The sequence below is a fragment of the Microvirga guangxiensis genome, assembly GCF_900102135.1.
Lineage (GTDB): Bacteria > Pseudomonadota > Alphaproteobacteria > Rhizobiales > Beijerinckiaceae > Microvirga > Microvirga guangxiensis.
The window spans coordinates 70,363-83,180 of record NZ_FMVJ01000004.1; the positions used below are offsets into that span (position 1 = coordinate 70,363).

Annotated in this window: 15 protein-coding genes; 1 reads left to right on the forward strand and 14 read right to left on the reverse strand. The window is 64.0% G+C overall.

Annotation, left to right across the window (positions count from 1 at the left end; genetic code table 11):
- Positions 1–3: 3 nt before the first annotated feature.
- From trmB to BLP10_RS22795, 10 genes are all read right to left on the reverse strand, one after another.
- Positions 4–687, reverse strand: coding sequence for a tRNA (guanosine(46)-N7)-methyltransferase TrmB (gene trmB, locus BLP10_RS06765; protein ID WP_091132417.1), 684 nt, complete (start codon positions 685–687; stop codon positions 4–6).
- Positions 688–692: 5 nt separating this feature from the next.
- Positions 693–1,868, reverse strand: coding sequence for a methionine adenosyltransferase (gene metK, locus BLP10_RS06770; protein WP_091132421.1), 1,176 nt, complete (start codon positions 1,866–1,868; stop codon positions 693–695).
- A gap of 102 nt (positions 1,869–1,970) precedes the next feature.
- Positions 1,971–2,384 (reverse strand): helix-turn-helix domain-containing protein, encoded by a 414-nt coding sequence (locus BLP10_RS06775; protein WP_091132425.1) that lies wholly within the window; start codon positions 2,382–2,384, stop codon positions 1,971–1,973.
- A gap of 44 nt (positions 2,385–2,428) precedes the next feature.
- The gene (gene lnt, locus BLP10_RS06780) at positions 2,429–4,045 is read right to left on the reverse strand and encodes an apolipoprotein N-acyltransferase (protein WP_091132429.1); all 1,617 of its coding nucleotides are present in this window, start codon (positions 4,043–4,045) and stop codon (positions 2,429–2,431) included.
- Positions 4,046–4,116: 71 nt separating this feature from the next.
- On the reverse strand, positions 4,117–5,151 hold the full coding sequence (locus tag BLP10_RS06785; protein WP_091132432.1) for a hemolysin family protein: 1,035 nt from the start codon (positions 5,149–5,151) through the stop codon (positions 4,117–4,119).
- Between the two features lie 33 nt (positions 5,152–5,184).
- Positions 5,185–5,643 carry an rRNA maturation RNase YbeY gene (gene ybeY / locus BLP10_RS06790; protein WP_091133464.1) on the reverse strand — a complete coding sequence of 153 codons (459 nt, stop codon included), beginning with the start codon at positions 5,641–5,643 and terminating at the stop codon, positions 5,185–5,187.
- A 14-nt stretch (positions 5,644–5,657) separates the two neighbouring features.
- Entirely contained in the window at positions 5,658–6,752 is a 1,095-nt protein-coding gene (locus BLP10_RS06795) for a PhoH family protein (protein WP_091132435.1), read from the reverse strand.
- 63 nt (positions 6,753–6,815) lie between these two features.
- A complete protein-coding gene (miaB, locus tag BLP10_RS06800; RefSeq protein ID WP_091132437.1) occupies positions 6,816–8,174 on the reverse strand; it encodes a tRNA (N6-isopentenyl adenosine(37)-C2)-methylthiotransferase MiaB in 1,359 nt (452 codons plus the stop codon).
- A gap of 221 nt (positions 8,175–8,395) precedes the next feature.
- Positions 8,396–9,079 (reverse strand): glutathione S-transferase family protein, encoded by a 684-nt coding sequence (locus tag BLP10_RS06805; RefSeq protein ID WP_091132443.1) that lies wholly within the window; start codon positions 9,077–9,079, stop codon positions 8,396–8,398.
- 27 nt (positions 9,080–9,106) lie between these two features.
- Positions 9,107–9,325: a DUF1127 domain-containing protein gene (locus BLP10_RS22795; protein WP_210183600.1), complete on the reverse strand. Its 219-nt coding sequence runs from the start codon at positions 9,323–9,325 to the stop codon at positions 9,107–9,109.
- A 120-nt stretch (positions 9,326–9,445) separates the two neighbouring features.
- Here BLP10_RS22795 and gcvA point away from each other — a divergent pair, with 120 nt between their 5' ends.
- The gene (gene gcvA, locus BLP10_RS06815; RefSeq protein ID WP_091132450.1) at positions 9,446–10,360 is read left to right on the forward strand and encodes a transcriptional regulator GcvA; all 915 of its coding nucleotides are present in this window, start codon (positions 9,446–9,448) and stop codon (positions 10,358–10,360) included.
- 9 nt (positions 10,361–10,369) lie between these two features.
- On the opposite strand, the gene olsA is transcribed toward gcvA, so the two are convergent.
- The 4 genes from olsA to tsaB form a co-directional block, all read right to left on the reverse strand.
- On the reverse strand, positions 10,370–11,137 hold the full coding sequence (gene olsA / locus BLP10_RS06820; protein WP_091132453.1) for a lyso-ornithine lipid O-acyltransferase: 768 nt from the start codon (positions 11,135–11,137) through the stop codon (positions 10,370–10,372).
- Complete coding sequence (locus BLP10_RS06825) at positions 11,134–11,508, reverse strand: Fur family transcriptional regulator (protein WP_175493839.1); 375 nt, start codon at positions 11,506–11,508, stop codon at positions 11,134–11,136. Before BLP10_RS06825 ends, olsA begins: the two co-directional genes overlap by 4 nt.
- Positions 11,509–11,639: 131 nt before the next feature.
- Positions 11,640–12,125, reverse strand: coding sequence for a GNAT family N-acetyltransferase (locus tag BLP10_RS06830; protein ID WP_091132456.1), 486 nt, complete (start codon positions 12,123–12,125; stop codon positions 11,640–11,642).
- On the reverse strand, positions 12,122–12,805 hold the full coding sequence (gene tsaB, locus BLP10_RS06835; protein ID WP_091133468.1) for a tRNA (adenosine(37)-N6)-threonylcarbamoyltransferase complex dimerization subunit type 1 TsaB: 684 nt from the start codon (positions 12,803–12,805) through the stop codon (positions 12,122–12,124). Before tsaB ends, BLP10_RS06830 begins: the two co-directional genes overlap by 4 nt.
- Between the last annotated feature and the right edge of the window lie 13 nt (positions 12,806–12,818).

A 12,818-nucleotide genomic window follows, 5' to 3' on the forward strand; every position in this document is an offset into this window, starting at 1 on the left:
GCGTCAGATCCGAACCATCGTGAGATAGCTCGGCACGCGGCCTTCGCGGATCGCCTTCGCCTCGTAACGCGTGCCCGGCCAGCCTTCGTAGGGCGTGCGCCAATCGTCGGCGCGCTTCGCCGTCCAGCGGAAGTGGTCCGAGCGCAGGATGCGGGAAAGAACCCAGCCGATATAATCGTCGATATCGCTGGCGAAACGCAGCTCGCCGCCAGGCTTCAGCACGCGCGCCAATTCGACGAGCATCTCGTCGGAGACGAGGCGGCGCTTGCGCTGACGGCGCTTGGGCCATGGGTCGGGATAGAGAATATAGACCCGGTCGAAGCACGCATCCGGAAGGGTCGGCAGGAGTTTGGTGACGTCGTCGTCCCACACGCGGATGTTGTCGAGCTTCTCATGATCCACGGCGGCAAGCAGCTTCGCCATGCCGTTCACGAAGGGCTCGCAGCCGATGAAATTGATGTCGCGGTGGGTGCGGGCCTGATGGGCCAGATGCTCGCCGCCGCCGAAGCCGATCTCGAGCCAGGTTTCCCGCGGGTTCACATTCGGAAACTGACCGGCAGGGGCGCTGCCCGGGATCGCGCGGATCGCGGGCAGGAGATGATGAATCAGGTCATCGTGCCTTGAGCGAAGCTTCTTGCCTTTCCGGCGCCCGAAGAAGGCGCCGGTCTGTTTGGAGGCTTCGCTCATGGGAGTTAAAAAGCTGACTTGAGCTTGGGGGCGAGGTCGGTGCGCTCCCAGGAGAAGCCGCCGTCCGTGTCGGGCTTGCGGCCGAAATGGCCGTAGGCTGCTGTCCGCGCATAGATCGGCTTGTTGAGGCCGAGATGCGTGCGGATGCCGCGCGGGGTGAGGTCCATCACTTCCATGAGCACGGCCTCGAGCTTGTCCTCGCTCACCTTGCCGGTCTCGTGCAGATCCACGTAGATCGACAGGGGCTTGGCTACGCCGATGGCATAGGAGAGCTGCAGGGTGCAGCGGTCGGCAAGGCCAGCGGCCACCACGTTCTTGGCGAGGTAGCGCGCGGCGTAGGCGGCCGAACGGTCCACCTTGGTCGGATCCTTGCCGGAGAACGCGCCGCCGCCGTGCGGGGCCGCGCCGCCGTAGGTGTCCACGATGATCTTGCGGCCGGTGAGGCCGCAATCGCCGTCGGGACCGCCGATCACGAACTTGCCGGTGGGATTCACGTGCCAGATGGTATCGGCGGAGATCCAACCTTCCGGCAGGGTCTGACGGATATAGGGCTCGACGATGGCGCGCACGTCGTCGGACGAGAGGTTCTCGTCCAAGTGCTGCGTGGAGAGAACGATCTGCGTGGCAGCAACCGGCTTGCCGTTCTCGTAGCGGACGGTGACCTGGCTCTTGGCGTCGGGGCCGAGCTTGGCGGCATCGCCCTGCTTGGCCTTGCGGGCCGCGGTCAGGTTCTCGAGGATCTTGTGGGCGTAGTAGATCGGCGCCGGCATCAGCTCGGGCGTCTCGTTGCAGGCATAGCCGAACATGATGCCCTGGTCGCCCGCGCCTTCGTCCTTGTTGCCGGCAGCGTCGACGCCCTGGGCGATGTGCGCCGACTGGGCATGCAGGTACACGTCGATCTCGGCGTTCTTCCAGTGGAAGCCTTCCTGCTCGTAGCCGATATCCTTGATAGCATCGCGGGCAAGCTCGATCACCTTGTCCTTGGTGATGGAAGCCGGGCCGCGCACCTCGCCGGCAATGACCACGCGGTTGGTGGTCGCCAGGGTTTCGCACGCCACGCGAGCCTCGGGCTCGGCTGCCAGATACGCATCGACGACGGCATCGGAAATGCGGTCGCAAACCTTGTCGGGATGACCTTCGGACACCGACTCGCTGGTGAAGAGATAGCTTGAGCGCCGCACGGGAGAATTCCTCAGGCAAATAAGAAAATCGGGTGTCTATGAGCTCATAGACTTTCCGTGCTCATGCCTCAGGACGTTGGAAAGGTCAAGCGAACGCGTTCTTTATGACGAACGTTCTTCTTCTTCCTGAGCGGCCAGGGAAGCGACGAGCTGAACGATGCTTTTTCGGACCTTTGCGCTCTTGATTCCGGTGAAGGTTCGGATGAGCTGGAGGCCCTCGGGTGTCGACATAACATCGGCGATATAGGCCGGAGAATCATCCTCCGCGAAACCGGGTTCGGCCTTTGCGCTCTTGATGCCGTCGAAGAAGAAGTGGATCTCGACCCCCAGGATCTTAGCGATATCGACCAAGCGGCCGACGCTGATCCGGTTCATCCCCTTTTCATATTTCTGCACCTGCTGAAAGGTAAGGCCAAGCATTTCGCCAAGCTTTTCCTGGCTCATACCAATCGAAATTCGGCGCATGCGCACGCGCGTTCCGATTTCCTTATCGATCAAGCTGGTCGACTTCTTCATAGCCCCGCGCTTTCCTGCTAAAGCTGACGTAGCGTCGTGCCGATCTAGTCTTGCGACGATGCGGCTTTTTGTTTTCGACGTACAATCAAGGTCATTAAGCAGATCACAAGCATGGCCGTCAAAGAAAAGCTTCGTGTTTGTGAGGATTTAGCCTGCCAGATTGCAACCGGTAAATTTGCGTCGAGGATGCCATCAACTCCAAGTGGAAGACTGTCCACAACCCGGCCGTAAGGATCCACGACACCGGAGATTCCCGTGTTCGCAGCCCTCACCAAAGGAAGACCTTCCTCTACGGCACGCAGACGGGCCTGCGCGAAGTGCTGATAAGGGCCTGTCGTCTGGCCGAACCAGCCATCGTTGGTGACGTTGAGGATCAGGCTCGGGCGCGGACCCTCGGGCAGGATCTCGCCGGGAAAGATCGCCTCGTAGCAGATAGTGGCAGCGACAGGCGGAAGGCCGGGAATGCTCAAGGGCTTTCGCCTCTCGCTCGGCTCAAAGCCGCCCGGAATATGGATGAACTGACGCAAGCCCGCGGCCCGGATCAGGGCATCGAGGAATTTGGGCACATACTCGCCGAAGGGCACCAGATGGACCTTGTCGTAGGCTCCCAGAATGGTGCCGCGATCGTCGATCACCTGGATCGCATTGAAGAACTTGCCGACCTCCTCGCCGGGAAGCGGCTCGTCCATGCGGGCCGCACCGGTGATCAGCACGGAGCCAGGTTCGAGAAGACCGCCGATCTGGGCCAGCGAGGCGGGATCGCGATGAAGCAGGAACGGAAAAGCAGATTCCGGCCAGATGATATGGGTGGCGTCCGCATGCGTTCTGCCGTCGCGCCCGGGGCTGGCGCTCAGGCTCAGGTAGCGCCGCATGATCGCATCGCGGTTGCGGGGGTTGAATTTGGCATCCTGCGGGAGGTTGGGCTGCATGATGCGAAGGCGCACGTTCTCGACGCTCGCCATGGGGTCGGCAGGCACGCGCCAAAAGCCGAAAGCAGCCATGGCCGCGAGAAGGCCCGCTGCGATCCCAGGCGCGAGCCAGCGCGCCCGAGCCGTGCGGCCGGTGAAGATCAGGGCAGGCGAGGCGCCGATCGCAACGGCGAGGAAGCACAAGCCGTAAAGGCCGATCAGCGAGGCGGACTGCATGAGCCAGATGTTCTGGCCGAGCGCCATCCCGGGGTTGTTCCAGGGAAAGCCCGTGAAGAGGTGGCCGCGCAAGACCTCGCTCACCGTCAGTCCGAAAGCGAGGGCGAGGATGCGCGACGCATCCGGCAGCCAGAGCAGGCGCGCGAGGGCAAAGCCGAAGGCCGTAAAGAAAGCGAGCAGGGCAGGAAGCCCCAGGACCCCGAGGGGCAGGGCCCAGGCGAATTGGTCGGCCTCCACGAGGAAGGCTGCCCCCAGCCACCAGAGCCCGGCCACGAAATAGCCGAACCCCCAGAACCAGCCGATCAGCGCCGCCGATTTGAAAGGGGCCCAGCGGCCAGGACCCGCTTTACCGGTGCCGTCGATGAGCCAGATAGCAGGCACGAGAGACAGGGCCAGCGCCGGCAGGAGGCCGAAGGGGGGCATCGCGAGCGCGCCGATGGCGCCTGCCGTGAAGCTCAAGGCCCAGCGTCGCCATCCCCGAGCGAGGATGACGCGGTCGGCCAGAACCGGCTCCATGTTCCTGGAACCGGTTCCTTCCTTTGGTATGTGGCAAGTCTCGTCAGCGAGCCGGAGCTGCTTTGCCGGCATCATTCCGCCGCAGCGCTCTCAGGACGCGGGGTCACGGAGACGGATGTTTCCACTTCGACTTCGGTGGAGACGGTGCGCTGGAGGATGCGCAGGCGCTTCACCCGGCGCGGATCGGCGTCCAGCACCTCGAATTCGAGGCCTTTCGGGCCTTCGATCACCTCGCTGCGCGAGGGCACGCGACCGGCAAGGGTCACGATGAAGCCGCCGATGGTGTCGATGTCCTCGGCCCCATCCTCGTCGGAGAGGTCGACGCCGAGGGTTTCCGTCACCTCTTCGAGGCTGGCGCGGGCATCGGCGATATAGGTGCCGTCCGCGGCTTTCGTGACGGTGACCTCCTCGTCCTCGTCGTGCTCGTCCTCGATGTCGCCCACCACCATCTCCACGAGATCCTCGATGGAGACGAGCCCATCCGTGCCGCCGTATTCGTCGATCACGAGGGCCATGTGGGTGCGGGTCGCCTGCATGCGCACCAGCAGATCGATGGCCGGCATGGACCGCGGCACGAAGAGCACCGGACGCAGGATGTTGGCTTCAGCCAGGGTCATGGAAAGATCGATCTGGCCGAGGCTCGGCGGGGGCGTGTCGTCGCTCGCTCCGCCCTCGGAGGCGCCGCTGTCAGCACGCATGGCGATGAAATCGAGGAAGTCCCGGATATGGACCATGCCCTTCGGGTCGTCGAGGGTCTCGCCATAGACCGGAAGACGGGAGTGGCCTGCCGTGCGGAAAAGGTTCAGGAGCTCGCCGAGATTGGTATCGGCGGCGACCGCCACGATGTCTGCGCGTGGCACCATCACGTCCTCCACCCGGATCCGGTGGAAGGAGAGCACGTTCTTGAGCATCGCCCTTTCCTGGGGCGAGAAGTCCGTGTCTTCGACGGATGTTTCCTCGAGGGCGTCCTCGAGATCGTGGCGGATGGAATCGCGGGGCTTCAGGCCCAAGCGGGTGAGAACACGTTCGTACCAATGTTCTCGTGGGATTTCATCGTCCGAGAGAGGTCGGACAGGACGGTCGTTACGACTTCGATCTTCGTTCATATCAGTGTGAGTTTCAGCTCAAACGTTGTGCGTTCACGCTGCCATATCGCGATAGGGATCGGCGATGCCAAGAGTGGCGAGCGCCTTCACCTCAAGACCTTCCATGATCTCCGCCTCAGCCTCGGTTTCGTGGTCGTAGCCGAGAAGGTGCAGAACGCCATGGACGATCAAATGGGCAAAATGATGCGCAAGCTCCTTGGATTCCTCCTCGGATTCGCGCACCAGCGTTTCGTAGGCTAAAGCAATATCGCCCAAATGGCGAGGCCCGTTTAAGCCTGGCTGCTCGGGCGCGGGAAAAGACAGCACATTGGTGGGCTTGTCCTTGCCGCGCCAGTTGCGGTTCAGCTCCTGGATCTGGGCGTCGTCGGTGAGCATCAGGCTCGCCTCGCATTCCTCCTCGGCCTCATAGGTGACCGCGAGCGCCGCCGAGGCGGCCTTCTGCGCGAGGGCCTCCACATCGGGAATCGTCTCCCAATCGCCCTCCTCGATCATGATGTCGAGCTCGATCACGGCCTTTGATTCCGTTCGCGGTAGGAAGGTTCTTGAGGCGGGTTGTTCCGGAAGTCGGTGTCGTAGGCCGCCACGATGCGGCGTACGAGATCGTGGCGCACAACGTCCGCTTCCTTGAAGGTGACGCGGGAGATGCCCTCGACGCCGTTCAGGATGCGCACCGCTTCCACGAGACCGGATTTCTGGCCCGGCGGCAGGTCGATCTGGGTCGGGTCGCCGGTGATGATCATCCGCGAGCCTTCGCCGAGACGCGTCAGGAACATCTTCATCTGCATGGAGGTGGTGTTCTGGGCCTCGTCCAGCAGCACCAGGGCGTTGGTGAGCGTGCGTCCGCGCATGAAGGCCAGCGGCGCGATTTCGATCATGCCGGTCTGCAGGCCCCGGTCCACGTGGCGGGCTTCCATGAAATCGTAAAGCGCGTCGTAGATCGGGCGCAGATAGGGGTCGACCTTCTCGCGCATGTCGCCGGGCAGGAAGCCCAGGCGCTCGCCCGCCTCCACGGCCGGTCGCGAGATGATGAGGCGATCCACCTGTCCCGCTTCGAGAAGCGAAACGGCATAGCCTACGGCGAGCCAAGTCTTGCCGGTGCCGGCAGGGCCTTCGGCGAACACGAGCTCGTTCTGCTTGAGCGCCTTGATGTAATCGTTCTGCGCCGCGTTGCGGGCGCGCACGGGGCCGCGCTTGCGGGTGGAGATGTGATCGAAGGCGGAAAGGCCCGGAGCGGGCGCTTCCTCGGGCGAGAAGAGCGAGCCTTGCAGGGTGGCCTCCTGGATGGTGCCGTCCACGTCCCCGGGGGTGAGAGCGGCGCCTTGGCGGGCGCGGTCATAGAGCCCTTCCAGGACGCGCCGCGCCATCTCCGAGGCCTCGGGCGTGCCCTTCACGGTCACCCGGTTGCCGTTGGCGATGGCGGCCACGTTCAGGCGGCGCTCCAGATGCGCGAGGTTCTGGTCGTATTGCCCGAAAACAAGGCTGGCGAGGCGGTTGTCGTCGAAGGTGAGGATGATCTCGGCCTCTTCCTCGACTCCAGGATGCAAGGTGCTGGGGGATCTGCCCTTCTGCGCTCGTGCGGTCGCGTTGTCCGCTGGCCTCAAATGCCTCTCCTTTGTGTTCGCTGCGGGTTGCAGCGAAGGAAACTCTCAAGCTGCGGAAAAGTGTCAGGCAGCGGCCTGAGAGCCGGGCTCAACCACTTCGCCGAACAGGCTGTTCGAGCCAGCCTGCATAATCCGCACCGTCACGATATCACCAATCCGGTGGCTGTCGCTGTCAAACTGCACAGGTTGCAGATAGGGCGACTTGCCGGCCATCTGGCCCGGGTGACGGCCCGGCTTCTCCAAGAGAACGTCCAGAGTCTGACCAACGGTTCCGTGATTGAAAGCCTGTCTTTGCGTTTCCAACAGGTTTTGCAGGCGCGCCAGACGTTCGGATTTCACGGCCTCGGGCAATTGCTCCGCGATCTCGGCGGCGGGGGTGCCGGGGCGCGGGCTGTATTTGAACGAGAAGGAGCTGGCAAAGCCCACATCGGCCACGAGGCGCATGGTCTCCTCGAACTCCGCATCCGTCTCGCCGGGGAAGCCCACGATGAAGTCGGAGGAGAGGGCGAGATTGGGTTGCGCGGCACGGATGCGCTCGATCAGGCGACGGTACTCGTCGCCCGTATGCTTGCGATTCATGGCATCGAGAATGCGGTCGGAGCCGGACTGCACCGGCAGGTGCAGGTAGGGCATCACGGCGGGCAGGTCGCGGTGGGCGGCGATCAGCTCGTCGTCCATGTCGCGCGGATGGCTCGTGGTGTAGCGAAGCCGCGCGATGCCGGGGATCTCGGCGAGGCGATGCAGCAGGCGGCCCAGCGTCCAGACGGCGCCCGTGGAATCCTCGCCGTGATACGCGTTCACGTTCTGGCCGATCAGCGTCAGCTCGCGCACGCCCGCATCGGCGAGGCGAAGCGCTTCGTCGACGATCTTGGATACGGGGCGCGAGACTTCCGCGCCGCGGGTATAGGGCACCACGCAGAAGGTGCAGAACTTGTCGCAGCCTTCCTGAATGGTCAGGAACGAGGACACGCCCCGGTTCCGGATCATCGCCTTCGAAGGCTTGGGAAGATGGTCGAACTTGTCCTCGATCGGGAACTCGGTGTCGACCACGCGCTCGGCCTTCGCCTTTTTCAGAAGGCCCGGCAGGTTGTGGTAGTTCTGCGGACCGACCACCACGTCGACGGCAGGCGCACGGCGCAGGATCTCCTTGCCCTCGGCCTGGGCGACGCAGCCCGCCACGACCACCTTGGTCTCCTGGCCCTGGGTGGCGCGCTCCTTCTTCAGCTCGCGCACGCGGCCCAGTTCCGAATAGACCTTCTCGGCGGCCTTCTCGCGGATATGGCAGGTGTTGAGGATGACGAGGTCCGCCTCCTCCATGGCCTTGGTCTCGGCATAGCCTTCCGTCGCCAGCATGTCCGCCATGCGCTCGGCGTCATAGACGTTCATCTGGCAGCCATAGGATTTGACGAAGACTTTTTTCACGAGATCGGCCTGTCTGCTTTGGTCGGGAAGATCAGGCGGCCCTTTTAAGCCTTTTGTCGCTTGAAGAGAATAGCGGCTGTTTGGCTCAAGTGAGAGAGGTCAATTGGCCCATGGCGTCATCCCGGGTCCGCATCGCGGAACCCGGGATCGGGTGACGAGAAGAGCACCTTTTTCTGAGAACGATCCCGGATCTGCGCTTCGCTTGTCCGGGATGACGAGTTTTAATTTTGAAACGCGCCCTCGACCGGAGCGGACAGCTCCCGGTCGGCTTGAAGGATTTCTTCGATCACCCGCGCGAAGGCCGGGCGCTCGGAGAGGCGGGCGTACCAGGCGGAGAGGGCAGGGGTGCCTTTCAGCGACGGACCGCCGAGGCGGCGGATCCAGAAAACGGCCATGAAGACCGCGATGTCGGCCGCGGAGAATGCGCCGCACAGATAGGAGCGTCCGGAAAGCTCTACTTCCAGCTTCGCGAAGTGGCCCGTGATGGCAGGTTCGGCCTCTTTCGCCTTCGCCTCGTTGGCGAGAAAGCGCGGATCGTCCGCCTCGTGGGGCTCCGTGCGATGCATCAGGGCGCGAAAGGCGGCCAGCATCACCTCGTCGGCGAAGACATCGAGAAGCCGGCAACGGGCACGCTCCCTTGGATCCTGCGGATAGAGGGCGGGCGAGGGATAGGCGTCCTCCAGATATTCCAGGATCACGGTGGAATCGTAAATCGAGAGGTCCCCGTCGATGAGAACCGGCACCTGCCCCTTCGGATTGGCGGCCAGCACCATCGGATCCTTCGGGTGATAGCCTCTGGTCTGGCTGAAGGGCACCTGGATGCGCTCGAAGGAAAGCCCCTTCTCGTGAAGGGCGATCTCCACCTTGCGCGAGAAGAGACTCAAAGGGCCGGAATAGAGCTTCATCGTCGATCCTTCAGGAGAGGCGGCCGATCAGAAGAGCCGCTCGGCTTCCTCATTCAAGCCATCCACATCGGCATGCGACAAGCCGAGATCCGCGAGATCGCGATCGGTCAGCGTGTAGAGGATGCGGCTGGTTCTCCGCCTGTCGAGCCAGGCTTCGACTTTCAGGAGGTGATCCATGAAGGTGTTTTTCTTTTCAGGCTTGGCGGCGACAAACCCAAGATTTACTGTGGCGTACCCGGTTGCCATGACGGCCTCCATCGAGAGTGCTTTTCCTAAGGAGAGAAATGCTCCTCGCAGGGTCCGGAAGCAAACGGGAAGATCTTGCGTTTTGCCCAAGTGCAGCTTGGGCAATTTTAGGGATGCACCATGGCCCGCCGCCGCCTTCCGCCGCTCAATTCCTTGCGCGCTTTCGAGGCGGCCGCCCGTCATCTGAGCTTCGAGAAAGCGGGCGACGAGATCGCCGTGACCGCCAGCGCCGTCGGTCAGCAGATCAAGACCCTCGAGGGCTGGCTGGGACGCCCGCTCTTCATGCGCCTGCCGGCCAAGGGGGTGGCGCTGACCCCTCTCGGCCAGCGCTATGCGGTCGCGGTCACGGAAATCCTCAACCGGCTCGATGAGGCGACCGCGCAGGCGCTGAAGCCCGAAAATCCGCATGTGATCACCGTCAGCGCCATGCCGAGCCTCGCTTCGAACTGGCTCATCCCAAGGCTCGGCGCGTTCCGCGAGCGCGAGCCCGAGATCGACGTGCGCGTCTCGGTGTCGATGAAGCTCACGGATTTCGCCCGGGAGGACGTGGACATCGCCATCCGTTTCGGGCGGGGACATTATCCAGGCCTCAGGACGGAGCTTCTGATGGAGGAGCATTTCTTCGCCGTCTGCAGCACCGCCCTGCTGAACGATCCCGCCAGGCCGCTACGGGAGCCCGAGGACCTGCGCCATCACACCCTGATCCACGAAATCGCCGACGTGCCGGATTATACCACCTGGGACCGATGGTTTTCCGCCATCGGCGTAACGGGTGTCGATACCTCGCGCGGCCCGCGCTATTCCCACACCTATCTCTGCCTGCAGGCCGCCGCCGCGGGCCAGGGCGTGGCGCTCGCCACCAGCGCGCTCATCGGCGATCACCTCACGGCGGGCCGTCTGGTCAGACCGTTCCCGCATCAGGTGCGCGGCGCCTATCAATACTACATCGTCTGTCCCGACGATGCCGCCGACCGGCCGGCCATCGCAGCCTTCCGCGGGTGGCTTCAGGACGAGGCGCGCGCGCAGAACGTGTGAGGCATGTCGTCAGGCCGCCTTCAAGGCCTTGCGCACGGCGCTCTCGGCGGAAGCGGTCGCCTCCTTGCGGTTGCCGTTGAAGGGGATCGGCTCGCCCCAGGTGATCACCACATCGATGGGATGGCCTTCGAGAAACAGGCCGAGATGAGGCGCGAGATCCATGTCGCCATACCATGCGATGGCGGGGCGGTCGCGCCGCGTGATCGGCATCCCGTTGCGGTGGGTATAGGAGATGGCGAGCGGCTGCAGGAATACCTGCTCGACGCTGTCATGCATGAGCGCGGTCTGCGCCGCGCCGACGAGGGAGGAGCGGAAGGGCAGGAGCCGGTTGCCGTCGCTCGTGGTGCCCTCCGCAAAGAGCACGATCACCTCTCCCTTCACGAGGCGATGGGCAAGAGCGTCGTTCACTTCCGCGGTGGCTTTGCGGCGCTGGCGGTCGATGAACACGGAGCGCTGCAATCTCGCGAGCAGTCCCACCACCGGCCAGCCTTCGATTTCGGATTTCGCGATGAAGGAGAGCGGGTGCACCGAACCGATAACGGGAATGTCGAGCCAGGAGACGTGATTCGACACGACGAGTGTCGGCGCATCGCCCGGCGGCGTGCCCTTCTCGATCACGCGCACATGAAACAGCTTGAGCAAGATGCGGTGAAACAGCACCGGCAGGTGGTGCACGACATCCCAGCTGAATCGGATCGCCAGCAGCTGCAAGGGAACGAGCACGAGGCTGCACAGAAGCAGCACGAGGAGCTTCAGAACGACGATGGGTTTCGTCACGCCTCGTCCTTGTCGAGGGGCACCGCGTAGAGCTCGAGCCGGTGATAGACCACCTTGTAGCCGAGGCGCTTGGCGATCTCGGTCTGGAGCTTTTCGATCTCGTCGGAATGGAACTCGATCACGTCGCCGGTCTCGAGATTGATGAGATGATCGTGGTGCTCGCGCGCCGCCTGCTCGTAGCGCGAGCGTCCGTCGCGGAAATCGAGCCGCTCCAGAATGCCTTCCGTTTCGAAGAGTTTGACCGTGCGATAAACCGTGGAAAGCGAGATGCGGTCATCCACATCGGCCGCACGCCGGTGCAGCTCCACCACGTCGGGATGATCGGCGGCATCGTCGAGAACCTGCGCGATGATCTTCCGCTGGCCCGTCATGCGCAGGCCCTTGTCGCGGCAGGCGCGCTCGATCGCGCCGAGGCGGCGGGATTTTCCGGTGCTGCTGGTGCGTACTGACAAGGTGAGAGCCACTCCTTGCGAATGCTTATACGAGACTTGGCCGGGAGCGGCTATAGGCCGAGCGTCATGGTGAGCGCCGCCACCCGGGTGCCATCCGCCTTCTGGTAATAGCCTTCGCGCCGTCCGGTTTCCTCGAAGCCGAAGCGCCGGTAGAGGGCAAGCGCAGGATCGTTGCCCTCTTCGACCTCCAGATAGACATTGCGAACCGCCCGGCGGGAGAGCTCGTCGAGATGCCGCTCGAGCAGGGGGATCGAATACCCCTTGCCTCGCGCGTCCGGGGCGATGGCGACGGTGAGGATCTCCGCTTCGTCCAGCACGATCCGCGACAGCACGAAGCCCGAGGGCTTCGTGGCGCTTCCGAGAAAGACCCCGTCGCCCACCACGCCGCGCTCGCCCAGCAGCCGCTCGAATTCCAGGGTGCTCCAGGGTTGCGCGAAGGATGCGCCGTGGATGGCAGCCAGGCGCGAGGCGGAATCGGTGCCCAAGGGGTCGATGCGCAGGCCGCTCGGCCTCTTGAAGAGATCGAAGAAACTCATTGGCGGGCGATGCGCGCCCTGTCCTGAGGCTTGGCGTCGGGATCGCGAAGATAGAGGGGCTTGGGCAAGGCCTGATTCGGGTCGGCGAGTGCGCCGAGGCGTGCCACCCAGGCGATGTCGGGAGCCTGCGGCATGTCGGTGATGTACGCGTCCACGCCCTGAGTGCGCGCTTCCGCGGCCAGCATCGCGGCGGCGGAGCCGCTGATCAGGAGGGGGCCGGAGCCGAGCACGCGGATCGCATCGCGATAGCTCATCAGGCTCGGCTGGATGATGGTGCGTCCGCCCGGCGCAATGGCCTGGATGTAGATGTGCCCGTGCTTGGCATCGATGGCGGCGGTGAACAGCCCGCGCCGTTCCTTCACCATGAGCGGGGCGAGATAGGCGGAAAGGGTGGCCACGCCCACTACGGGAATTCCGGCGGCGAGGCCGATGCCCCGGGCGGCCGAGATGCCGACGCGCAGGCCCGTGTAGCTGCCCGGCCCCACGGTCACGGCGACCCGGTCCAGGGTCTCGAACCCGCCTTCCACCTGGGCGGCGACGCGGTCGATGAGCGGCAGCAGCGCCTCCGCATGGCCGCGCTCCATGGGGAGCGATTCGCTGGCCAGGGGCACGTCATCGCCCGCCTGCCAGATGCAGGCAGAGCAGGCGCCGAGAGCGGTATCGATGGCAAGGACGCGCAACATTCGTCTCCGT

Bases quoted from the DNA above. Each gene is read 5' to 3' on its own strand.
- trmB (WP_091132417.1), bottom strand. From the start codon at position 687: ATGAGCGAAGCCTCCAAACAGACCGGCGCCTTCTTCGGGCGCCGGAAA.
- BLP10_RS06775 (WP_091132425.1), bottom strand. From the start codon at position 2,384: ATGAAGAAGTCGACCAGCTTGATCGATAAGGAAATCGGAACGCGCGTG.
- lnt (WP_091132429.1), bottom strand. From the start codon at position 4,045: ATGGAGCCGGTTCTGGCCGACCGCGTCATCCTCGCTCGGGGATGGCGA.
- BLP10_RS06785 (WP_091132432.1), bottom strand. From the start codon at position 5,151: ATGAACGAAGATCGAAGTCGTAACGACCGTCCTGTCCGACCTCTCTCG.
- ybeY (WP_091133464.1), bottom strand. From the start codon at position 5,643: ATGATCGAGGAGGGCGATTGGGAGACGATTCCCGATGTGGAGGCCCTC.
- BLP10_RS06805 (WP_091132443.1), bottom strand. From the start codon at position 9,079: ATGAAGCTCTATTCCGGCCCTTTGAGTCTCTTCTCGCGCAAGGTGGAG.
- BLP10_RS22795 (WP_210183600.1), bottom strand. From the start codon at position 9,325: ATGGCAACCGGGTACGCCACAGTAAATCTTGGGTTTGTCGCCGCCAAG.
- gcvA (WP_091132450.1), top strand. From the start codon at position 9,446: ATGGCCCGCCGCCGCCTTCCGCCGCTCAATTCCTTGCGCGCTTTCGAG.
- BLP10_RS06825 (WP_175493839.1), bottom strand. From the start codon at position 11,508: ATGACGGGCCAGCGGAAGATCATCGCGCAGGTTCTCGACGATGCCGCC.
- BLP10_RS06830 (WP_091132456.1), bottom strand. From the start codon at position 12,125: ATGAGTTTCTTCGATCTCTTCAAGAGGCCGAGCGGCCTGCGCATCGAC.